We start from the raw sequence: 21,539 nt of genomic DNA, 5'->3' as shown, positions 1-21,539 counted from the left end.
TTCGGACCCTTTTATTTTTTCCTGAATCGACCCTCCAGGAAGTTGCCGACCATAGTTTTTACCATGATCCACATGGGGATCGGCTCGTCCTTGAACCAAGCAGCCAGAAACTTATTTTCGTTCTGCAGACGGCCGATCAACTCATCCAAATCTGCGACAAAGGGAGTGACCGGACCGTAATAGTCGACTTGCGGGCCGATCGGCACAAATTTGAATCCCATCTTTTCCAGCGAACGCGCAAGCGAGCGTTCCATGGCGGCATACCAGTAACGGATGCCGTTCTGGCGGCTGTATCTGTAGAGCTCGCGATACATGCCGAGCAATAATAGCGGACTATTTCCGCGCTTGTCGCGCCGTACGGTTGGCCTCGGTTGAATCGACTTCGTGCTGCCTTTTTCCATGAAATCCGCCGAAATACCCTCCATCGAGTCGCCACGGCGCCGGCGGTGCGTTTTCTTGACGACCAGGCGCGAGATCTCGGCAGCCTGTTCGCGCGCCGGATAAACGAATTCCGAAAACGCGGCGCAATGCGTTTCGAAGGGATAGATCTGGCCGGGCGGCGGCTGCACCAGCCGCACCGTGCCGACGATATCGTTGGCCAAGGTGTAAGCGGCAAAATGGATCGAGCAATCGTCGTATTCGTCGATCTCCAGCTCTTCCGCAAAATCGCTGGCCTCCAGATAATGACGCTCGAGGCAATAGACGTCGTACCGCAGCCTGTAAATCTCTTTCAGGACGAACGATTCCATGTCCCCCTTTAATACTTTTCGGAAATTAAAGTAGGGAACCAGAATGTCGCTCTTGCCGAGGAAACGCTCGGCCATGCGCGAGAAAAATCCGGTCGGTGCCTGTTCGTAGTCTTGTTCTTGCGTTATCGAGGTCATGGTGGGCTCATCCTGGCGGACGTGATTGCGAAGCGGGAAGGAGCCACCGGAGTGGCTCTCCTTACATCAAAGTTGTTTCAGCAGTGCCTTGGCATCGTCCCTGGCGGCAAACGCTTCTTCGCCAGCCAGCGATTGTTCGACTTCCTTGCGTGCGCCGGCCTTGTCGCCACTCTTGGCCAGGGCAACCGCCAGGTGGTAACGAATTTCCGGTGCTTTCGGTGCGCCACCGGCGGCCTTGCGCAGCAAGTCGACGGCGCGCGCGGTTTCGCCTTTCTGCACCAGGATCCAGCCCAGCGTATCCATGACTGCCGGATTTTGTCCGGCCAGCTTGTATGCCTTCTCCGCAGTCGGCAATGCGCGTGCATCGTTTTCCTGCTGGTAGGCGTAGGCCAGGTTATTGAGCGTCGCCGGGTTCGACGGGTTTGCCTTCAGTGCGGCTTCCAGGCTGGCGATGGCGGGCTTGAATTGACGCTTTGCCAGGTAGTTATCGGCGACCAGCATGGCGATCATGTCGTTGCCGGGATAAGCCGTATGGAACTTCACCAGCCGCGCTTCCGCTTCCGCCGCCTTGCCGTTGCGCGCCATGATTTGCGAAATCTTGGCCAGGACCTGCGGCGAATTCGAGATGGCAAAGCCTTTTTCGTAGGCAGCCAGGGCAGGTGCAATCTTGTTCTGGCTTAGCATCAGGTCGCCTTCCAGGACATAACCCGTGGCAGTCTTCGGGTTATTTTTCTGCACCTGGCGCGCCACCTCCAGTGCCTCGTCCGGCTTGTTGCTGCGCATGGCGAGGTCCATTTGCGCGACGTATGCCTGCGTGAAGTTCGGATCGATGCTCAGCGCGCGTTTCAAATCCTGCGCGGCAGCGCTGTCGTTTTTATTTGCCGCGTGCGCGCCCGCCAGGCGTACCTGGGCTGCCGGCGATTTGGGCACGACGGCGACAAGTTTGCTGTAGGTCTCGACGGCGCCGTCAAAGTCCTTGGTCGCCACCTGGGCCTGGCCCATCAGATCCAGCAGTTCGGGATTGCCGGGATGTGCGACGAGCACCTTGCGTGTCAGCGCCACCGTCTTTTCGGGCTGTTTCAGACGCAGGTAATGGTTGCTCAAGGTAATTGCCGGAGCGACTGCATCAGGATTCTCGGCCAGGGCTTTTTCCAGCCACGTGGTGGCTTCGGCGCTGTTGCCACGGGACTGTTCGATGGCGGCCAGCGCACTCATGGCGTCGGCGTTTTTCTTGTCCTTGGCCAGGACGGCCTCGAAACGCTGTTTGGCAGCGGTGACATTCTTGTCGGCCATGTCCAGACGGGCCAGGTTAGCGGCCGCAGGGATGAAGGTGGGCTGCAGCGCAACGGCCTTTTCGAAGCCGGCGCGGGCATTCTTCGTATCGTTCTTACTCAGGTAGATTTGGCCCTTCATGTTTTGCACGGCGGGATTATCGGGCTGTGCTTTTTCGAGCTTCTGCACGGCCGCCAGCGCCTTGTCGTAGTCGCCATGGCTCAGTTCAGCCTGAATGAGGGCGAAACCCGCGGTGACCGATTTCGGATCGAGCGTCGTCGCTTGTTGAAGTTGCTCGACGGCATTGTTAAACTCGCCCTTACCCAGCTTGGACAAGCCCAGCGAGGTATGGATGTCGGCCACGCCCGGCGCCAGCGCGCTGGCCTGTTCGAGATAGGTGTCGGCCTTGCCGAAGTCGCGCATTTGCAGGTAGGACTGGCCTGCCAGCGCCAGCATCTGCGGATCCTTGCCGGCATCTGCCAGCGCGGGCGCCAGTACGGTCGTTGCCTCGGCTGCCCGGCCCTGCTTCAGCATTGCCTGCGCCAGCAGCTTGCGCGCATAGCTGTTGTTCGGGGACGAGGTCAGGTAGCCGCTCAACAGTTGCTCGGCTTGCTGGGTATTGCCCAGGTTGAGTTCGACGGCGCCCAGCAGCAAGATACTCGGCATGTGCTGGGGCGCAACTTTCAGGATTTTCTGCAGGGAATCGCGCGCTTCCTTGTTTTTGCCGGTGTTGAAGTCGAGCAGGGCCTGGACATAGGTGATGGTGAGATCGGCGGAATTGTACTTGCGGCCCGCCTCGATGTCGGCCTTGGCCGCATTGAAATCCTTCATGGCGATATGGATCATCGCTTTCTCGACGTTGGCCGAGCGGTGTGCTGGTTCGATGGCCAGTACCTTGTCATAGGCGGCCAACGCTTCCTGGGTTTTGCCTTCTAGGCGCGCGAGATTGCCTGCGATCAACCAAACTTCAGCATTTTTCGGGGCACGAGTCGTGGCCTCGGCCGCATACTTCTGGGCGTTGGCCATGTCGTGCAAGATCGCTGCATGGCGAGACATACCAATCAGGGCATCGCCCGAGTTCGGGTCGAGCGCCAGTGCTGCTTTGTAGGTGTCAAGTGCCTTGTCCTTGTCCCCGAGTCCGAGATAGGCATCACCGCGCCGCGCCAACAGAACGGCAGACGACTTGGCTTTATCTTCTGTGACAGCATCCAGTAACGCCTGAAATTTATTTTGCGTCAAAAGGCTTTGTGACAGCAAAGGCAGAGTTTTGTCAGCTGGCGAGCCCAGACTGGCAGCTTTGCGAAGTTCTTTTTCTGCAGAGACAGAATCGCCAAGCTTGAGATATTCATTGCCCAGTTGCAAGCGTGCTTCGGCATTTTCCGGATTGTTGGCGACAGCATTCTTGAGCTGGATGAGCGCTGCCTTATGATCGCCTTTTTGTTGGTATTGTTTCGCGTCGGCAAGTAATTCTTCGGTGGTTTGCGTGCGTTTACAGCCAATCATCCCTGCGCTGAGCAGGACAGCGCCGAGTACAACGGCTACTTTATTCTTGGTGAGATTACCCGGCATGATCGTTCCCTTTGATGAAGGCGCTTGCTAACTTGGGGACTGCAAGCAAAAGTTTCCCGAGTGTTAATAATACCTTATGGCATGGGAATAAAAAGCGCACGCAGTTCATCAGGCAACACAAATTACAGCTGTCCGTTGCTATTGTGAGAAATAGCGCGAGAGCAGTGTTGATTTGGGGAAAGATAACAGAAGTTCGCGTGGGAATGCCACGCCATCCAGGGGGGAATCAGGGCTTGCGCAGGCGGCTCAGCAGGGCTTCCACATTGTCGCCGGCAGGAATGCCGTGACGGCGCAACAGCTGCACGTGCAGCACCAGGTTTTCCAGCACCAGCTTGGCCGATACCGCGAGCAGGGTCATCAGGCGGTCTTCGGTGCTGAAGTTTTCCATCGACGCCGCCATCTCGCACAGATGGCTGGCCACCAGCTCGCGCAAATCGTCTTCGGCGAAGGGTAAATCCGCGAAATCGATCGGATCTTCCTGCTCGACCTCCCGCATCAGGGCGGCGAGTTGCTCCGGCTTGATCGGCATACCTGGCTCCGTGGTGGTGTCGGAACCATTCTAAAGTAGAAATGAAAAACGGCGCCCGCAGGCGCCGTCGCAAGCCGAAGCAGCTCGATTACATATTGCGGCGATACTGGCCGCCTACCTCGAACAGCGCGGTGGTGATCTGGCCCAGCGAGCACACGCGCACCGCGTCCATCAGGCGCGCGAACACGTTCTCGTTGTCGATCGCGGCCTGCTGCAGCGCAGCCAGGGCGGCTGGCGCCTCGGCGGCGTGGCGCTGGTGGAAGGCTTCCAGGCGCGTCAGCTGCGATTGCTTTTCGTCGTCGGTCGAACGGGCCAGCTCGATGGTGGCCGGGGCTTCCGCGCCCTTCGGGTTGCGGAAGGTGTTCACGCCGATGATGGGCAGCGAGCCGTCGTGCTTCTTGTGCTCGTACAGCATCGACTCTTCCTGGATCTTGCCGCGCTGGTAGCCGGTTTCCATCGCACCCAGCACGCCGCCGCGCTCGGCGATGCGCTCGAACTCCTGCAGCACGGCTTCCTCGACCAGGTCGGTCAGTTCTTCCATGATGTAGGAACCCTGGTTAGGGTTCTCGTTCTTGGCCAGGCCCCATTCGCGGTTGATGATCAGCTGGATCGCCAGCGCACGGCGGACCGACTCGTCGGTCGGCGTGGTGATCGCCTCGTCGTAGGCGTTGGTGTGCAGCGAGTTGCAGTTGTCGTAGATCGCGATCAGCGCCTGCAAGGTGGTGCGGATGTCGTTGAAGTCGATTTCCTGCGCGTGCAGCGAGCGCCCCGAGGTCTGGACGTGGTACTTCAGCTTTTGCGAACGGTCGTTGGCGCCGTACTTGTCGCGCATCGCCACCGCCCAGATGCGGCGCGCCACGCGGCCCAGCACCGTGTATTCCGGATCCATGCCGTTCGAGAAGAAGAAGGACAGGTTCGGCGCGAAGTCGTCGATGTGCATCCCGCGCGCCAGATAGGCTTCGACAAAGGTAAAGCCGTTCGACAGCGTGAACGCCAGCTGCGAGATCGGATTCGCGCCCGCTTCGGCGATGTGGTAGCCCGAGATCGACACCGAGTAGAAATTGCGCACCTGGTGGTGGACGAAATATTCCTGGATGTCGCCCATCACCTTCAGCGAGAACTCGGTCGAGAAGATGCAGGTGTTCTGGCCCTGGTCTTCCTTCAGGATGTCGGCCTGCACGGTGCCGCGCACGTTGGCCAGTACCCATTCGCGGATCTTCTGCGCTTCGTCGTCGGTCGGCTGGCGGCCGTTGTCCGCCACGAACTTGTCGATCTGCTGGTCGATGGCGGTGTTCATGAACATCGCCAGGATGGTCGGGGCCGGGCCGTTGATGGTCATCGACACCGAGGTGCTCGGGCTGCACAGGTCGAAACCGTCGTACAGCACCTTCATGTCGTCCAGGGTCGCGATCGACACGCCGGAGTTGCCGACCTTGCCGTAGATGTCGGGACGCAGGGCCGGGTCGGCGCCGTACAGGGTGACGGAGTCGAAGGCGGTCGACAGGCGCTTGGCGTCCATGCCGGTCGAGACAAGTTTGAAGCGGCGATTCGTGCGGAAGGCGTCGCCTTCGCCGGCGAACATGCGGGTCGGGTCTTCGCCCTCGCGCTTAAAAGCGAACACGCCGGCCGTGAACGGGAAGGAGCCCGGCACGTTTTCCAGCATCAGGAAGCGCAGCACTTCGCCATGGTCTTCGTACTTCGGCAGCGCGACCTTGCGGATCTTGGTGCCGGACAGCGTCGATTGAACCAGCTTGGTACGGATTTCCTTGTCGCGGATTTTGACGACGTAATCGTCGCCGGCATACGCCGCCTGCATGTCCGGCCACATGGCCAGCAGCTTGCGGGCGCCGGCGTCCATGGCGCCGTCGCGCTCCGTAATCAGGTCGTCCAGGACCACCTCGCGGTTGGCAGCGGCCAGCATGCGCTTGGTTTCCGTGAGCTGCTGGCGCTCGCGTGCCAGCTTCACCTGCTTGCCGACATTGCGGTGGTAGCCGCGCACGGTATCGGCGATTTCGGCCAGGTAGCGGGTGCGGGCCGGCGGCACGATCACGTTCTTGCCGCTCGAGTACTTCTGCGATGGCTGCGGCAGCTTCGGCGCTTCCGCCTTCAGGCCCAGATTGCTGAGTGCCGGCAGCAGGCCGTGGTAGAGGGCAGTGACGCCGTCGTCGTTGAAGCGCGACGCCTGGGTGCCGAACACCGGCATCTGGTCCGGGCTCTGCGACCACAGTTCGCGGTTGCGCTGGTACTGTTTGGCCACATCGCGCAGCGCGTCCTGGGCGCCCTTGCGGTCGAACTTGTTGATGGCAATAAAATCGGCGAAGTCCAGCATGTCGATCTTCTCGAGCTGGGAGGCGGCGCCGAATTCCGGGGTCATCACGTACATCGACAGGTCGACGTGCGGCACGATGGCGGCGTCGCCCTGGCCGATGCCCGAGGTCTCGACGATCACCAGGTCGAAGCCGGCCACTTTGCAGGCGGCGATCACTTCCGGCAGCGCCTGCGAAATCTCGGAACCGGCTTCGCGGGTCGCGAGCGAGCGCATGAACACGCGCGCCTGGCCATTCCAAGGATTGATCGCATTCATGCGGATGCGGTCGCCCAGCAGGGCGCCGCCCGACTTGCGGCGCGAGGGGTCGATCGAGACCACGGCGATGTTCAGGCGGTCGTTCTGGTCGAGGCGGATGCGGCGGATCAGTTCGTCGGTCAGCGAGGATTTGCCGGCGCCGCCGGTGCCGGTGATGCCGAGGACAGGCACCGTCAAACCTTCGGCGGCGTCGACGATCTGCTTGCGCAGCTCGGCGGACGCTTTGCCGTTTTCCAGCGCCGTGATCAGCTGGGCCAGCGGACGGTGACGCTGTTCGATCGCGCCGCTGGTGAGCGGCTCGAGCGAGGTCGGTGAATAGGCCGAGAGGTCGATGTCGCAGGTTTCCAGCATCGAACGGATCATGCCGACCAGGCCCATGCGCTGGCCGTCTTCCGGGCTGAAGATGCGGGTCACGCCATAGGCATGCAGCTCCTCGATTTCGCTCGGGACGATCACGCCGCCGCCGCCGCCGAACACCTTGATGTGCGCACCGCCGCGCTGGCGCAGCAGGTCGATCATGTATTTGAAGTATTCGACGTGGCCGCCCTGGTAGCTGGAGATGGCGATGCCCTGCACGTCCTCGGCCAGGGCCGCGGTGACGACGTCGTCGACCGAGCGGTTGTGGCCCAGGTGCACGACCTCGGCGCCGTTCGACTGCAGGATGCGGCGCATGATATTGATCGAGGCGTCATGGCCGTCGAACAGCGAGGCTGCGGTCACGAAACGCACTTTATTGGCCAGCTTGGTCTGTTCCGGCAGCTCGAGCTTGGCGGCGGGGGTGATGTCGTTCATGGTGTTCCTTGAGATTGCGGAAGCGAACAGGAGTTCTTGGTACGGTATATGACGTTAACGTAAACGTCAAGAATGCCAAAAACGCGTCATTCCCGCGGAAGCGGGAATCCATATTGAGGTCGCGTACTCGCATACTCAGCATGGATCCCCGCTTTCGCGAGGATGACGCATCGGATGATCAGGCAGCGCGTTTCTTGACCTGGCCGCTCAGCAGCTCAGCCTTGCGCACGCGGTACTCTTCGACCGCCTTTTCCTTCACGTGACCGAAGCCGCGGATCTGTTCCGGCAGCGCAGCCAGCTCGACCGCAGTTGCGTGGCTGGAAGCATCCAGCGAGCGCAGCACGTCCTCGATCATCCCACGATACTCGGTAATCAAGGCGCGCTCCATCTTGCGCTCGGCCGTGTAGCCGAACAGGTCGAAGGCGCCGCCGCGCAGGCCTTTCAGCTTGGCCAGCAGCTTGAAGGCGCTCCACATCCAGGAGCCGAACTCGGCTTTGACGAGGTGACCCTTGGCATCCTTCTTCGCGAACAGCGGCGGCGCCAGGTTGAATTTCACCGAGAACTTGCCTTCGAACTGGGTGGCAAGCTGCTCGACGAAGCGGCCGTCGGTGTACAGGCGCGCGACTTCGTACTCGTCCTTGTAAGACATCAGCTTGAACAGGGACTTGGCCACGGCCATGGTCAGTTTATTGCCCAGGTTGTGGGCGCCTTCCGCTGTGCGCACGCGCGAGACCAGCTCTTCATATTGCGCGGCATAGGCGGCGTTCTGGTAGCCGGTCAGGAACTCGACGCGCTTCTTGATGACGGAGTCGAGGCTCTGCGGCATCTGCACGACGATGGCTTGCGCCGGGGTCGCCGTCTTCTCGACGCGCTTGAGGTCCACGGCGGCGCGGCGGCCCCACAGGAAGCTGCGCTTGTTCGAACCGACGGCCACGCCATTCAGTTCGATGGCGCGCAGCAGCGAGGCTTCCGACAGCGGAATCAGGCCCTTCTGCCAGGCGTAACCCATCATGAACAGGTTGGCGGCGATCGAGTCGCCCATCAGTGCAGTCGCCAGCTTGGTGGCGTCGATGAAGTCCACGCCGGACTCGCCGCCCACCGCTTCCGCGATCAGCGAACGCACCTGCTCGGCCGGGAATTCCCAATCGCGCTGCTGGGCGAAGGTGCCGGTCGGCTGTTCGTGCAGGTTGACCACGACGGTGGTGCGGCCCGGGCGCATCTTCGAGATCGCGTCCGAGGCGCCGGCGGTCAGCATGTCGCAGCCCAGCACCAGGTCGGCTTCGCCGGTGGCGATGCGCTGGGCGCGCAGGCGTTCCGGGGTCTCGGCAATCTTGACGTGCGAGGTGACGGAGCCGTTCTTCTGGCTCATGCCGGTCATGTCCAGCACCGAGGCGCCTTTGCCTTCGAGGTGGGCCGCCATGCCCATCAGCGCGCCGACGGTGATCACGCCGGTGCCGCCGATGCCGTTGATGAGGATGTTGTACGGCGCGGCGATCGAGGGCAGCACCGGCGCGGGCAGGGCGCCCCAGCCGTCATCGCTACCTTCCTTGGCCACGCCGGCCTTGTTCTTCTTCAGCGTGGCGCCTTCGACGGTGACGAAGCTCGGGCAGAAGCCCTTGGCGCACGAGTAATCCTTGTTGCAGGACGACTGGTCGATGGCGCGCTTGCGGCCGAATTCCGTTTCCTTCGGCAGGATCGAGACGCAGTTCGACTGCACGCCGCAATCGCCGCAGCCTTCGCACACGGCTTCGTTGATCACCATGCGCTTGTTCAGGTCCGGGAACTCGCCCTTCTTGCGGCGGCGGCGCTTTTCGGCGGCGCAGGTCTGGTCGTAGATCAGGACCGTCACGCCCGGCAGTTCGCGCAGTTCGCGCTGGATGTCGTCCATGTGCTTGCGGTCGTGGATGGTGACCAGTTCCGGCAGGCTTGAGCGGTCTTCGTAGCGCGACAGATCTTCGGTGACGAGGGCGATGCGTTTCACGCCTTCGGCGGCCATCTGCTGGGCGATCAGCGGCACCGAGGTGACGCCGTCGACCGGCTGGCCGCCGGTCATCGCGACCGCGTCGTTGTAGAGAATCTTGTAGGTGATGTTGACCTTGGCGGCGATCGCCGCGCGGATCGCCAGGTAACCCGAGTGGAAGTAGGTGCCGTCGCCCAGGTTCTGGAACACGTGCGGCACTTTCGAGAATGCCGCCTGGCCGATCCAGGGCGTGCCTTCGCCGCCCATGTGGGTGGTCAGCTTGTTCATCTCCGGGTAGATCGAGGTCGCCATCACGTGGCAGCCGATGCCGGCCAGCGCGAAGGAGCCGTCCGGCACCTTGGTCGAGGTGTTGTGCGGGCAGCCGGAGCAGTAGAAGGCCGGGCGGAAGGGCGTCGTGACGGCCTTCATCAGCACCGCATCCTTCGCTTCCAGGAAGGCCAGGCGCGCCTTGATCAGGTCGCGCGTACCGTCTTCCAGATTCAGGCGGGCGATGCGGCCGGCGATCACGCGCGCGACCTGCGCCACCGAGAAGTCGGCCTTCGGCGGCAGCAGCCATTCGCCGCGCGGCGAGACCCACTCGCCCTTGTCGTCAAACTTGCCGACGATGTGAGGGCGGACGTCGTCGCGCCAGTTGTACAGCTGTTCTTTCAACTGGTATTCGACGACCTGGCGCTTCTCTTCGACCACCAGGATCTCTTCCAGGCCCTGCGCGAATTCGCGCACGCCTTCCGGCTCCAGCGGCCAGATCATCGCGACCTTGAACAGGCGCAGGCCGACCTGGGCCGCCATCGCTTCGTCGATGCCCAGTTCTTCCAGCGCTTCGAGCACGTCCACATACGATTTACCCGAAGCGATGATGCCGAGCTTCGCATCCGGGCTGTCGATGGTGACGCGATTCAGCTTGTTTTCGCGCGCGTAGGCCAGGGCCGCGTAGATCTTATAGTCCTGCATCAGCGCTTCCTGCGTGCGCGCCTGCTGGCCCAGCGGAACTGATGACAGCCGCGTATTCAGCCCACCCTCCGGCATCGCGAAGTCCTGCGGCAGCTTTACCTCGACGCGGAACGGGTCGGCATCCACCGAGGCGCTCGATTCGACCGTGTCGGCCAGCGCCTTGAAGGCGACGGCCACGCCGGCGTAGCGCGACATCGCCCAGCCGTGCACGCCGAGGTCCAGGTATTCCTGCACGTTCGATGGGTAGAGCACCGGGATCATGCAGGCCGCGAAGATGTGGTCCGACTGGTGCGGCAGGGTCGAGGAGTAGGCGCCATGGTCGTCGCCGGCCACCAGCAGCACGCCGCCGTTTTTCGCGGTGCCGGCGTGGTTCATGTGCTTGAAAACGTCGCCGCAGCGGTCCACGCCCGGGCCCTTCGCATACCACATGGCGAATACGCCGTCGTGCTTGGCCGGGCCGATCAGGTCGACGGTCTGGGTGCCCCAGACGGCGGTCGCGGCCAGGTCTTCGTTCACGCCCGGCACGAACTGGATGCTCTTGGCTTCCAGGTGGCCCTTGGCCTTCCACAGGTTTTCATCGAGACCGCCCAGCGGCGAACCGCGGTAGCCCGACACGAATCCGGCCGTGTTCAGGCCCGCGGCTTCGTCGCGCAGCTTCTGCATCATCGGCAAACGCACCAGTGCCTGGATCCCGGACAGGAAGATCTTGCCGGAGGTGGCGGTGTACTTGTCGTCGAGGCTGACGTCTTTCAGTCGGTCCGGCGATCCGGGTACAGGCGTGGCGGGAACGGCAGGCGAGGCGGACGCAGGCGCGTCCTGGCCCAGGATGGTGTCAGGCATGGTGTCTCCAAATGGTGTTCAGGTGGGACCGTCGGGGGCGTTGCGCCGGGTAGGCGCTGGCCGAAAACGGACCGGGCTATGCTTTTTTGGCTTTGGCCCGCAGTGTAGAGACAAGCTGACGTATACGGAAATACGGAATGGGGATGGGGCTATAAGAAAAAATGATGGCCCATCAGGCGGGCTGGATGGCCCTTGCGCCGATCCAGGCGCCGTTCGCGCACAGTTCCATCGCTACCTGCGCCACCAGGCGGCTGACGGCGGCGGCGGCGTTCGTCAGCGGGATGTTCTTCGAGGTGCACAGCACCACGGTGCGCGAAATCGCCGGACTGTGGATCGAAAGGGCGCGCATCGCGCCGCGCTCGACTTCGTCCTGCACCGGCGCCACCGGCAGGATGGTTGCGCCCATGCCGGCCAGGATCGCCGATTTCAGGATCGCGATCGAGTTGATCTCGATGACGCCGCGCGTGTGCAGGCCGGCGGCGCGCGCCGTGCTTTCGATGCGCGGACGCACGCCATGCTGCAGGCCGGGCAGGATCAGAGTCGCGTCCAGCACTTCAGCCAGGCTCAGGCTGGCGCGGCCTTCGGCCCAGGGGGCATCCGCACGGCAGATGAAGCGCAGCTCTTCCTCGACCAGCGGCGTGGTGGCGAAGCTGGCCAGCTGGCCGTCGTCGAGCAGCACCGCGAGGTTGACGCGGCCCGCGCGCAGCTGCTCGGCCAGGTTGCCGGTCAGCTCTTCCGTCAGCTGCAGGGTGATCTCGGGGTAACGCTGGCGGATCGCGGTCAGCAGGGGCAGGGCCAGCGCGCCCGAAATACTGTGCGGCAGGCCGAGGGTGACGCTGCCTGACGGCCGCTCGGCCGACTGGGTCACAGCCGCCTGGGCATCGGCCACCTGTTTCAGGATCGCCAGCGCGTGCTCGTAGAATACTTTACCGGCATCGGTGCTGACCACGCCCTGCGCCGAGCGGTGCAGCAGCTGCGCCCCGAGTTCGTCTTCCAGCTGGCGCAGCTGCTGGGTCAGCGCCGGCTGCGCCACGTGCAAGACCAGCGCCGCGCGCGACAGCGAGCCGTGGTCGACGATGGCAACGAAATAGCGAAGCTGGCGCAGTTCCATGAATTAATAAATGTATCTTTATGGATACACAACGTGAACAAAATTTAGCTACGGCAACGAAGCAACTCAACAGTTGCTATACTGAAAGCGCGTCGAAACGCGGCGAGATTAACACACCCCGTTTATATCCCCATGCTTAAGAAAATCGATTCCTCACAGCTGCGCGTGGGGATGGCCATCCACGACCTCGACTGCGGCTGGATGGAACATCCCTTCGTCCGTAACCGCTTTGTCATCACCAGCGAGGATGAAGTCCGCAAGGTCATCAACGCCGGGATCCGCGGCGTGACCATCGATTGCAGCAAGGGGCTGGACGTGAGCGATGCGCCGACCGTCGAGGAAGCGGACGCCGTGCTCGACGCGGAAGTGGCGGCGATCGCGGCCAAACCGGTGACGCCGCTGCGCGCCACGCTGGCCGAGGAGTTCGACCGTGCCGTCGCCATCCGCCGCCAGGCTACCGGCCTGGTGAAAACCGTGATGCAGGATGCGCGCCTGGGCAAGGCAATCGAGCTGGACAAGGTGTCGCCGGTGGTCGAGAACATCACGGCGTCCATCCTGCGCAACGCCAGCGCATTGCTCGGCCTTTCCTACATCAAGAACAAGGACGACTATACCTTCCTGCATTCGGTAAGCGTGTGCACCTTGCTGGTGGCCTTCTGCCGCTCGCGCAAGATGGACGACGAGACCATCTACCAGGCCGGTATCGGCGGCCTGCTGCACGATACGGGCAAGGCGCTGGTGCCGGACCATATCCTGAACAAGCCCGGCCGCCTGACCGACGAGGAGTTCGAGATCGTGCGCCGCCATCCGCGCGACGGCTACGACATCCTGCGCCGTTCGCCGGAGATCGGCGCGATCCCGCTCGACATCACGCTGCACCACCACGAGCGCCGCGACGGCACCGGTTATCCGGACCGCCAGGGCGCGGAGCAGATCAGTGAGCTGGCGCAGATGGCGGCCATCGTCGACGTCTACGACGCGATCACGGCCGACCGCTGCTATCACAAGGGCATGCCGGCGGCCGAGGCGCTGCGCAAGATGTACGAGTGGAGCAAATTCCACTTCAATCCGGCGCTGACCCAGGAGTTCATGCGCTGCGTCGGCATCTACCCGGTCGGCACGCTGGTGCTGCTGGAATCGGGGCGGCTGGGCGTGGTGGTCGAGCCGCACGAGACCAGCCTGCTGACGCCGAAGGTGAACGTGTTCTTCAGCACCAAGAGCCAGACCTATATCAAGCCGGAGACCATCGACCTGTCGCGCGGCCTTGGCTTCGGCGGCGGCGACAAAATCGTGCGCCACGAATCGCCCGAGAAGTGGAAGGTCGACCCGATGCGCTTCATGGCGCTCGCTGTGTAAGCCAGTCCGGCAGACTCAGAAGAATTCGGCGGTGTCGTTCGAAGTCACTGCCTGCAGCACGCCGTGCGAGACCAGGTCGTCGTAGTGGCAGGCCTGGTTGCGGCCATTGCTCTTGGCGTAGTACAGGGCCTGGTCGGCGTGGCCCAGGGTCACCACCGGCGACTCGTAGGCGCTGATGCTCACGAAGCCCACGCTGACCGTCACTTTGCCCACCTGCGGGAACTCGTGGTTCTCGACGTTGGTACGGAAGCGCTCGATGATCTTCCAGGCGTTTTCCAGGGTCGTGGACCGCAGCAGCACGACGAATTCCTCGCCGCCGAAGCGGAACACACGGTCCTGGACCCGGAACGATGACTGCAGCAGGTTGGCGATCAGGATCAGCACTTCGTCGCCGTACAGGTGGCCGAACTTGTCGTTGACGGCCTTGAAGTGGTCGACGTCGACCACCGCCAGCCACTGTTTTTCCGGCCCATGCTGCTGGCGCCGCTCGGCCGGGCCGGGCAGGCGCGGGTCCTGCTCGTGGGCGCCGTGCAGCATGCGCGCCAGCTGGTCGTCGAAGGTCTTGCGGTTGAGCAGGCCGGTCAGCGAGTCGCGCTCGCTGTAATCCAGCAGGTTCTGGAAATTGCGGTAGACGCCGACGATGCCGCCGACGGTGAGGATGGTATCGCTGCAGAAGGGCTTGTCGTTGCGCAGCTCGAGGCAGGTGCCGGCCTTGTCGCCGAACCAGATCGGCAGCCACAGCGTGCGGCTGCCGTCGGCGCCGATTGCTTCGGCGCTGGCACGGTGTTCGATCAGGCAGCTCGCCAGTTCCGCGCTCAGGGGCTCGCCGAGGGCGCCGTCCTGGGCATCTTCCAGGCGCGCTTCGCTGCCCGCCAGGATCGATGCACGGGAACGCAGGTACTGTTGTCCGGCCACGGTGGCAATGCTGAGGATGCGCGTCTGCGCGGCGCCGGCCAGTTCCTGCACCGCCGAAATCACGGAGATGTCGAGCATCGCGTGATCGCGATGACCGGTCATGTCCACCATGTGTTTCAGAAGCGAGTCCATGTCGTTCTCAGCAATGTAATCCACCGATCTGCGGGCCAAATCCAACCGCCGTTGCGTCCGCAGGTATCTGGCATGTCACAAAGAGCAAGCAAAACAGCATATAGCGTTTTTGTATTCTATGCAATTATGCAAAAGCAATTTTTTCACGCTCAAGGCATTTTCTCAAGAATCTTGACGATAGGGAGCCCCCTAGAAGGGGGTGGCTGATTCTGCTCGACAAGAAAAGATGCCCATTGGAAAACTTGCGTACAGTCAACTTGCCGTACGGCATCATCTTTTATAGTGAACTCACTGGCACGGAACACGGAGCTTCAGCCGAAAAGCGCAGCAGTGGCAGTTGCAGTTCAGCGCCTCCGGCCAGGGTTGTCTTCATTAACCTACCATATGGGAGTTTCACATGAGCACTTTCGCCTCTGCAGTCAAAACCTTCATGGCTGACGAGAACGGTGTGACCGCTATCGAGTACGGCCTGATCGCAGCACTGGTCGGCGTCGTGGTTGCTACCGGTGCTGGGATTCTGGGCAACGGTGTATCGACCTTGTTCAACAAGATCGGCAACAAGCTGAACGGCATCGTTGTGCCGTAAGGCGTCGCAACCCTCCGGGCATTTCGCCCGGAGGGTTTTTTTCTTTTGGAGGAGGCTATGCCGACCGAACAGTACCTGGACGCGGTCCTGCTTCTGCTGGTGAGCATTGCCGCCGTCAACGACCTGGCCACGCGCCGGATCCCGAACGCTTTGCTGCTGGCCGGACTGGCCGGCGCGTTCTGCCTGCATCTGCTGGGGACCGATCCGCTGTCGTCGCTGCTGACGGCGCTCGGCGGGATGGGCGTCGGACTGGCAGTGTTCCTGCCGTTTTACCTGGCGCACGGCATGGCTGCCGGCGACGTCAAGATGATGGCCGTGGTCGGCGCCTTCGTCGGTCCGGGCGATGCTTTCGAGGTCGCCGTGCTGAGCTGGTGTGTCGGCGGTGTCATGGCCCTGCTGCTGGTGTTCCTGAACGGACATCTGCGTCAGGTGCTGGGAAATATAAAACGGATCCTGTGCTCGATCTGGATGCCGGGCGCGGGCATGACGATGCCGGCGGCGCAGCCGAGCGTCGGCGCGATGCCGTATGGGCTGGCGATTGCGCTCGGCACGATTGCCATCCTGGTCCGTCATTAAGGTTGAGCCCGCTTTTGGCCGAACGCAAGAGCGTGCCGGAAAGCGGTCGCTAGAATCAATCCGACCTGATTCGGAAAACATGAAGGTTCCTAGGGGATTCCGATGCTTGAAACCTTATCGACTGGCAGTATCGCGACCGCGCCGCGCGCCGCGCACACGGCGGCGCAAGAGGCTCCGGAAATTGCGCCCATCCTGCCGCGCCAGCCCAAGACGGTGCGCGACACCGGCCTGGAGCCACGTTTCGTCACCGACCTGGTGCTCAAGGCGATTCAAACCATCGGCAAGGCCCCGCTGGCGGTTTTGGCCGGCAAGCTGCGCCTGTCGATCAACGTGCTGCGCGAAGTGCTCAATCCCTTGATCGCCGAGCAGCAGGTGGAAGTGGCCTGGTGCGGCGAATCGGATATCGACATGCAGTACCAGTTGACCGCGATCGGCCAGCGCGGCGCCACCGATGCCCTGGCGCGCTGCCGCTATGTCGGCCCGGCACCGGTCACGCTCGCTTCCTACCGTGCGGTGGTGGAACGGCAGGCGCTGCGCCATGCCCAGGACGAGCGGATAACGCCGGCCCAGCTGGCGGCCGCGCTGGGTGAGGACGGCCTCGCCGCAGGCACGCGCGACGTGCTGGGTGCCGCCCTGTATGCGCGCCGTTCGCTGCTGCTGTATGGCCCGTCCGGCAGCGGCAAGACCCATCTGGCCGGCAAGCTGGGGCGCCTGCTGCCGGGCCCGATCGCGGTGCCGTACGCGTTGATCGTCGGCCGCCAGGTGATCCGCCTGTACGATCCGGCACTGCACGCGGCGCCGCCGCCGCACGCGCGCCAGCAGGAGGAACGGCGCAGCTGCGACGCGCGCTGGACCATCTGCCAGCGTCCGCTGGTGCATGTCGGCGCCGAGCTGGGACGCGAGATGCTCGACCTGCGCTACGACGCCGAGGAAGGCCTGTACCACGCGCCGCCGCACCTGCAGGCGAACAACGGCATGCTGGTGATCGATGACGTCGGCCGTCAGCGCATCGGGGCCGCCGAGCTCCTGAACCGTTTCATCGGCCCGCTCGACGCCGGCATCGACCAGTTGACGCTGCAAGGTGGCCAGGCCGAGGCGGTGCCCTTCGATACCGCCGTGGTGTTCGCCACCAACCTCGCCCCGGGTGCGATTCTCGACGACGCGGCCTTGCGCCGGATCGGCTACAAGGCCGAGATCGGGGCCTGGCCGGCGGGCGCCTACCGCGCCTTGCTGCGCCGCCAGTGCCGGATGCGCCGCATCGAGTACGACGACGCCGCTGCCGAACACCTGATCGAACGCCTGCACGTGCAGTCCGGGCGTGCGCTGCTGGCCTGCTATCCGGGCGAGCTGCTCGACCGGATCGCCGATTTCGCCGGCTTTGCCGGGCAGGATGCGCGCCTGACCGCGGCGGCGGTCGAGCAGGCCTGGCGCAGCATGTTTATTGCTTGCGAAGCGGAGGCGTAAATGAAGAACAAGCGTGCCCTCGCGATGATGGCCATCGCGGTCCTGTTCGGCCTGGCGGCCGTGGTGTTTGCCTCGCGCTGGCTCCTGAGCCAGCCGGGTTCCGCCGCGGGACGAATCGCCGTGGCCGCCGTCGACATCAGTCTCGGCCAGCGCCTGACGCCCGAGATGTTCAAGCTGGCCGACTGGCCCGCGCACAGCATGCCGAAGGGCGTGTTCGTCGACCCGCAGAAGCTGAATGGCCGCGTCCTCAAGACCAACCTGGTGACGGGCGAGCCGGTGAGCGAAGCCAAGCTGGCGCCGGCCGGCACCCTGGGCGGCCTGTCGGCCCTGATCACCGAGGGCAAGCGCGCCATCACCGTGCGCGTCAACGACGTGATCGGCGTGGCCGGCTTCGCCTTGCCTGGCAATTATGTCGACATCATCGTCAGCATGCAAAAGGATGTGCCGCCAGGCTCCAGCGTGCACGAGCAGAGCATCTCGAAGATCGTGCTGGAGCGGATCCTGGTGCTGGCCGTGGCCCAGGAAGTCAACCGCGACGAGACCAAGCCGAAGGTCGTCAACGCGGTCACGCTCGAGGTCACGCCGGAGCAGGCGGAAAAGCTCGACCTGGCACGCAGCGTGGGCACGCTGTCGCTGGCCCTGCGCAACCAGGTCGATCCGCAGTCGGCCTCCACCGAAGGCGCCACCAAGACGACGCTGTTGCCGGAAGCGCCGCCGCCATCCAAGCCCGCACCGAAGCCTGTCGTCGTGGTGCGCCACGTGCCGGTCGTGGTCAAGACTGCAGCCAAGGTGGAGCGTGATTGCGTCACCGTGCTCAACGGCCTGCGCGCGGCGCAGGAGTGCTTCTGAACCTACCCCGGGGTGATGCCATGAACGGAAGTCTGATGCATACGCCGATCGTCCGCGTTCTCTTCGCCGGCCTGGCCCTGGCCGCAGCCGGGCCCGCGCTTGCCGCCGCCAAGACCGCCGCGCAGGCGAGCGACAGCGCGCCGGCGGTGCGCGCCGATCCCGGTCCGCGCTGCCAGGGCGAAGCGGCGCGGCCTGCCCAGCTGACTATGTATGTCGGCAAATCGCAGCTGATGCGCCTGCCGGAAGCAGTTCAGCACCGCAGCGTCGGCAATCCCGGCGTCGTGCAGGCCATGCTGGTGGCGCCGGATACGCTGTACATCGCCGGCATCGACGTCGGCACCACCAACATGATCGTGCAGGGCAAGAGCGGGGTCTGCAGCATGCTCGACATCACGGTGGCGATGGACCCGTCGGCCGTACAGGCCACGCTGGCCGCGGCGCTGCCGGAAGAGCGCGACATCAAGGTGCTGGCTGCCGGCGATACCCTGGTGCTGAGCGGCAGCGTCAGCGACAGCGGCGTCGTCGAGCGCGCGGTTGCGCTGGCGACCGCCTATGTGCACCGGCCGCTGCGTCCGCTAGCCATGCCGGACAAGGAAGAGGCGGCGCCTGGCACCGTGGCCAACGCGAACGGCGCCGGCGCGTCCAACGCGACCCAGGCCGGCGCGCGGGTGATCAACCTGCTGTCGGTCCGCGCGCCCCAGCAGGTGCAGCTGGAGGTGAAGGTCGCCGAGGTGTCGAAGTCCCTGCTCGAGCGCCTGGAAGCCGGTGCCGCCTTGCGTTTCGGCTCGGGCAGCTGGGGCGCGACCCTGCTGTCGAACTTCCTCACCGGAAACGCCCACGGCGCGCTGCAGGGGACCAAGGTCACCGGCGCCAGTGTGAAAGGTCTGACCGTGAACGCGGAGAAGCAGGACAGCCTGGTGCGCGTGCTGGCCGAGCCGAACGTGATGGCGATCAGCGGCCAGGAAGGCACTTTCCTCGCCGGCGGCAAGTTCTACATCCCGGTGGCCCAGGACAACAACCGCGTCACGCTGGAAGAAAAGGAGTTCGGCGTCGGCCTGCGCTTCACGCCGACCGTGCTCGCAGGCGGCCGCATCAACCTGCGCGTTGCGCCCGAAGTCTCGGAACTGTCGCGCGAAGGCATCGGTGTGTCGGCCACCGGCTTCGGCGGCAGCGCGATCCTGCCGGTCGTGACCACACGCCGTGCCAGCACCACCGTGCAGCTGTACGACGGCCAGAGTTTCGTGATCGGAGGACTGATCAAGAACAACCTGGTGGCCAACCTGAAAGGCTTGCCGGTGCTGGGCGAGGTGCCGGTGCTGGGCGCACTGTTCCGCAGCACCGACTACCAGCAGGACCGCACCGAACTGGTGTTCGTCATCACGGCCCACCTTGTCAAGCCGATGCAGGGGGCAGGGTACGAACTGCCGACCGACAAAGCGGGTATTCCGTCGCGCGGCGCGGTCCTGCTCGGCGGCCGCCTGGACGGTCCGGCGCCGGAAGTCAGCACCGCCGCCGCCTCGACGCCGGCCCCGGTGGCGCGGCCGACGCAGAGCGCCGGCGGCTTCGAACTGAAATAGGAGAGAGCGATGGTCATGACACGCAATCGTCTAGCGGCCGCGGCCGCGGCCGCGGCACTGGCGGCCTTGCTGCTGCAGGGTTGCACGGCGACCCCGCGCTTCGAGGATCACTTCGGCGACTCGGTGCGCGCCAATTTGGCGGCCCAGGTCATCGACCCGGCGGCAGCGGCAAACGCCAACCCCGCCTCCGGCCTGGACGGCGCCGCCGCCCTCGCAGCCCGCGAGCGCTATCAGCGTTCGTTCAAGGAATCCGATCAGCAGCCGCAGCTGTTGATCGGCGGGAGCGGCAAGAAATGATGCAGCGCTTGCCTGACTGGCTCCAGCGCGCACCGCCCCAACCCGAAATGGACCCGACCGATTGCCGTCCCGAGGAATCCGATGAAAGCCCTGCTGATCAGCCGCGACACCCAGCTTTACGCGGAGATCGCCTCCCAAGGCGCGGCGCGCGTGCCGCCGCTGAACGTGGCGGCCAGCCGCGCCAGCCTGCGCGACGCGCTCGACCGCCCACTTGTTGAGGCGCCCGGCCTCGTCATCGTCGACACCAGCGAAGCGGATGCCGCCGATGGCGACCTGCTCGAGCGCCTGACCCGTCATTACGCGGCAGCGCATTTCATGCTGCTGACCGACAATCACCACCCCGAACTCCTGATCCGCGCCATGCGTGCAGGCGTGCGCGAGGTGCTGCAACTGCCGCTGGTACACCGCGCGCTGCACGAAGCGATCGACCGCATCGCCGCCAGCGCCGGCGTGGCCTCCATGCGCGACGGTAAAATCCTCGCCTTTATCGCCTGCAAGGGCGGCAGCGGCGCGACCTTCATCTCGACCAATTTCGGCTATGCGCTGGCGACGCTGGCCGACAAGAAGGTGCTGCTGATCGACCTGCACCGCCAGTTCGGCGACGCGACCTTGTACGTGTCCGACCAGAAGCCTGCGATGACGCTGTCGGACGTGTGCCAGCAGATCGCACGCATCGACGGTCCCTTCCTCGAATCCTGCCTGGTGCACGTGGCGCCGGGCTTCGGCGTACTGGCCGCGGCCGACGATCCGGGCCAGACGACCGAAGCGAAGCCCGAGCACATCGACACCATCCTGCGCGTGGCGCGCCAGCATTACGACTACATCCTGCTCGATGTCGGCCGCCAGATCGACGCCGTGTCGCTGCGCGCGCTCGACAGCACCGATGCGATCTATCCGGTGCTGCAGCTGGCGCTGCCGGATATCCGCGACGCCCGGCGCCTGCTCGACATCTTCCGTTCGCTCGGCTACATCACCGACCATATCCGCCTGATCGTGAACCGTTACGAAAAGGGCGGGCGCCTGCGCCTGCAGGACCTGCATGCGGCGCTCGGCGCCGAAGTGCTGCATACCATCCCCAACGATTACGTTGCAGTCACCGATTCGGTCAACCAGGGCATCCCCGTGCTGCAGCTGTCGCGCGGCAGCGCCGCCGCGCGCAGCCTGGCCGACCTGGTCGAAGTGGTGACCGCGCGCCGCGTGACCGAAACCAAGGGCCTGCTCGACCGTCTGTTCGGACGCGGCGAAGGCGATGACTGAACTTTGAAGGAGCCGAC

General features: G+C 64.0%; 15 protein-coding genes. 8 read left to right on the top strand and 7 right to left on the bottom strand.

Annotation, left to right across the window (positions count from 1 at the left end; all coding sequences use genetic code 11):
* Nucleotides 1-11: 11 nt before the first annotated feature.
* The 6 genes from AC07PE_RS16360 to AC07PE_RS16335 form a co-directional block, all read right to left on the bottom strand.
* Complete coding sequence (locus AC07PE_RS16360) at nucleotides 12-884, bottom strand: PEP-CTERM/exosortase system-associated acyltransferase (RefSeq protein ID WP_498766290.1); 873 nt, start codon at nucleotides 882-884, stop codon at nucleotides 12-14.
* A 66-nt stretch (nucleotides 885-950) separates the two neighbouring features.
* Nucleotides 951-3,725: an XrtA/PEP-CTERM system TPR-repeat protein PrsT gene (gene prsT, locus AC07PE_RS16355; RefSeq protein WP_498766288.1), complete on the bottom strand. Its 2,775-nt coding sequence runs from the start codon at nucleotides 3,723-3,725 to the stop codon at nucleotides 951-953.
* Between the two features lie 226 nt (nucleotides 3,726-3,951).
* Entirely contained in the window at nucleotides 3,952-4,254 is a 303-nt protein-coding gene (locus AC07PE_RS16350; protein ID WP_230025174.1) for a hypothetical protein, read from the bottom strand.
* Nucleotides 4,255-4,342: 88 nt separating this feature from the next.
* Nucleotides 4,343-7,630 carry a fused isobutyryl-CoA mutase/GTPase IcmF gene (gene icmF, locus AC07PE_RS16345; RefSeq protein ID WP_498766286.1) on the bottom strand — a complete coding sequence of 1,096 codons (3,288 nt, stop codon included), beginning with the start codon at nucleotides 7,628-7,630 and terminating at the stop codon, nucleotides 4,343-4,345.
* A gap of 178 nt (nucleotides 7,631-7,808) precedes the next feature.
* Complete coding sequence (locus AC07PE_RS16340; RefSeq protein WP_498766284.1) at nucleotides 7,809-11,402, bottom strand: indolepyruvate ferredoxin oxidoreductase family protein; 3,594 nt, start codon at nucleotides 11,400-11,402, stop codon at nucleotides 7,809-7,811.
* A gap of 172 nt (nucleotides 11,403-11,574) precedes the next feature.
* Nucleotides 11,575-12,513 carry a LysR substrate-binding domain-containing protein gene (locus tag AC07PE_RS16335; RefSeq protein ID WP_498766282.1) on the bottom strand — a complete coding sequence of 313 codons (939 nt, stop codon included), beginning with the start codon at nucleotides 12,511-12,513 and terminating at the stop codon, nucleotides 11,575-11,577.
* A gap of 132 nt (nucleotides 12,514-12,645) precedes the next feature.
* Here AC07PE_RS16335 and AC07PE_RS16330 point away from each other — a divergent pair, with 132 nt between their 5' ends.
* The gene (locus AC07PE_RS16330; protein ID WP_498766280.1) at nucleotides 12,646-13,869 is read left to right on the top strand and encodes an HD-GYP domain-containing protein; all 1,224 of its coding nucleotides are present in this window, start codon (nucleotides 12,646-12,648) and stop codon (nucleotides 13,867-13,869) included.
* A gap of 15 nt (nucleotides 13,870-13,884) precedes the next feature.
* Here the strand turns inward: AC07PE_RS16330 and AC07PE_RS16325 are convergent, their stop codons facing one another.
* Nucleotides 13,885-14,916 (bottom strand): GGDEF domain-containing protein, encoded by a 1,032-nt coding sequence (locus AC07PE_RS16325; RefSeq protein ID WP_498766278.1) that lies wholly within the window; start codon nucleotides 14,914-14,916, stop codon nucleotides 13,885-13,887.
* Between the two features lie 397 nt (nucleotides 14,917-15,313).
* Here AC07PE_RS16325 and AC07PE_RS16320 point away from each other — a divergent pair, with 397 nt between their 5' ends.
* The 7 genes from AC07PE_RS16320 (at nucleotide 15,314) to AC07PE_RS16290 (ending at nucleotide 21,522) form a co-directional block, all read left to right on the top strand.
* Entirely contained in the window at nucleotides 15,314-15,502 is a 189-nt protein-coding gene (locus tag AC07PE_RS16320) for a Flp family type IVb pilin (RefSeq protein ID WP_498766276.1), read from the top strand.
* Nucleotides 15,503-15,559: 57 nt separating this feature from the next.
* The gene (locus AC07PE_RS16315) at nucleotides 15,560-16,078 is read left to right on the top strand and encodes an A24 family peptidase (protein ID WP_498766274.1); all 519 of its coding nucleotides are present in this window, start codon (nucleotides 15,560-15,562) and stop codon (nucleotides 16,076-16,078) included.
* A gap of 102 nt (nucleotides 16,079-16,180) precedes the next feature.
* Complete coding sequence (locus tag AC07PE_RS16310; RefSeq protein WP_498766272.1) at nucleotides 16,181-17,542, top strand: DUF8689 domain-containing protein; 1,362 nt, start codon at nucleotides 16,181-16,183, stop codon at nucleotides 17,540-17,542.
* On the top strand, nucleotides 17,543-18,391 hold the full coding sequence (cpaB, locus tag AC07PE_RS16305; RefSeq protein WP_498766270.1) for a Flp pilus assembly protein CpaB: 849 nt from the start codon (nucleotides 17,543-17,545) through the stop codon (nucleotides 18,389-18,391).
* A 35-nt stretch (nucleotides 18,392-18,426) separates the two neighbouring features.
* Entirely contained in the window at nucleotides 18,427-19,968 is a 1,542-nt protein-coding gene (locus tag AC07PE_RS16300; protein WP_498766268.1) for a type II and III secretion system protein family protein, read from the top strand.
* A 15-nt stretch (nucleotides 19,969-19,983) separates the two neighbouring features.
* Nucleotides 19,984-20,265, top strand: a complete 282-nt coding sequence (locus AC07PE_RS16295) for a hypothetical protein (protein ID WP_498766266.1) — start codon at nucleotides 19,984-19,986, stop codon at nucleotides 20,263-20,265.
* Nucleotides 20,266-20,346: 81 nt separating this feature from the next.
* Nucleotides 20,347-21,522, top strand: coding sequence for a CpaE/TadZ family protein (locus tag AC07PE_RS16290; RefSeq protein WP_498766264.1), 1,176 nt, complete (start codon nucleotides 20,347-20,349; stop codon nucleotides 21,520-21,522).
* The last annotated feature ends 17 nt before the right edge of the window (nucleotides 21,523-21,539 follow it).

The sequence above is a fragment of the Telluria sp. GW821-FHT07G12 genome, assembly GCF_059418525.1.
Note: the sequence above shows the minus strand (reverse complement) of the source record. Positions and strands in the feature narration are given on the sequence as shown.

Coding starts and splice junctions, on each gene's coding strand:
- icmF (WP_498766286.1), bottom strand. CDS start 7,630: ATGAACGACATCACCCCCGCCGCCAAGCTCGAGCTGCCGGAACAGACC.
- AC07PE_RS16295 (WP_498766266.1), top strand. CDS start 19,984: ATGACACGCAATCGTCTAGCGGCCGCGGCCGCGGCCGCGGCACTGGCG.
- AC07PE_RS16325 (WP_498766278.1), bottom strand. CDS start 14,916: ATGGACTCGCTTCTGAAACACATGGTGGACATGACCGGTCATCGCGAT.
- cpaB (WP_498766270.1), top strand. CDS start 17,543: ATGAAGAACAAGCGTGCCCTCGCGATGATGGCCATCGCGGTCCTGTTC.
- AC07PE_RS16330 (WP_498766280.1), top strand. CDS start 12,646: ATGCTTAAGAAAATCGATTCCTCACAGCTGCGCGTGGGGATGGCCATC.
- AC07PE_RS16320 (WP_498766276.1), top strand. CDS start 15,314: ATGAGCACTTTCGCCTCTGCAGTCAAAACCTTCATGGCTGACGAGAAC.
- AC07PE_RS16335 (WP_498766282.1), bottom strand. CDS start 12,513: ATGGAACTGCGCCAGCTTCGCTATTTCGTTGCCATCGTCGACCACGGC.
- AC07PE_RS16340 (WP_498766284.1), bottom strand. CDS start 11,402: ATGCCTGACACCATCCTGGGCCAGGACGCGCCTGCGTCCGCCTCGCCT.
- prsT (WP_498766288.1), bottom strand. CDS start 3,725: ATGCCGGGTAATCTCACCAAGAATAAAGTAGCCGTTGTACTCGGCGCT.
- AC07PE_RS16350 (WP_230025174.1), bottom strand. CDS start 4,254: ATGCCGATCAAGCCGGAGCAACTCGCCGCCCTGATGCGGGAGGTCGAG.
- AC07PE_RS16360 (WP_498766290.1), bottom strand. CDS start 884: ATGACCTCGATAACGCAAGAACAAGACTACGAACAGGCACCGACCGGA.
- AC07PE_RS16300 (WP_498766268.1), top strand. CDS start 18,427: ATGCATACGCCGATCGTCCGCGTTCTCTTCGCCGGCCTGGCCCTGGCC.
- AC07PE_RS16290 (WP_498766264.1), top strand. CDS start 20,347: ATGAAAGCCCTGCTGATCAGCCGCGACACCCAGCTTTACGCGGAGATC.
- AC07PE_RS16310 (WP_498766272.1), top strand. CDS start 16,181: ATGCTTGAAACCTTATCGACTGGCAGTATCGCGACCGCGCCGCGCGCC.
- AC07PE_RS16315 (WP_498766274.1), top strand. CDS start 15,560: ATGCCGACCGAACAGTACCTGGACGCGGTCCTGCTTCTGCTGGTGAGC.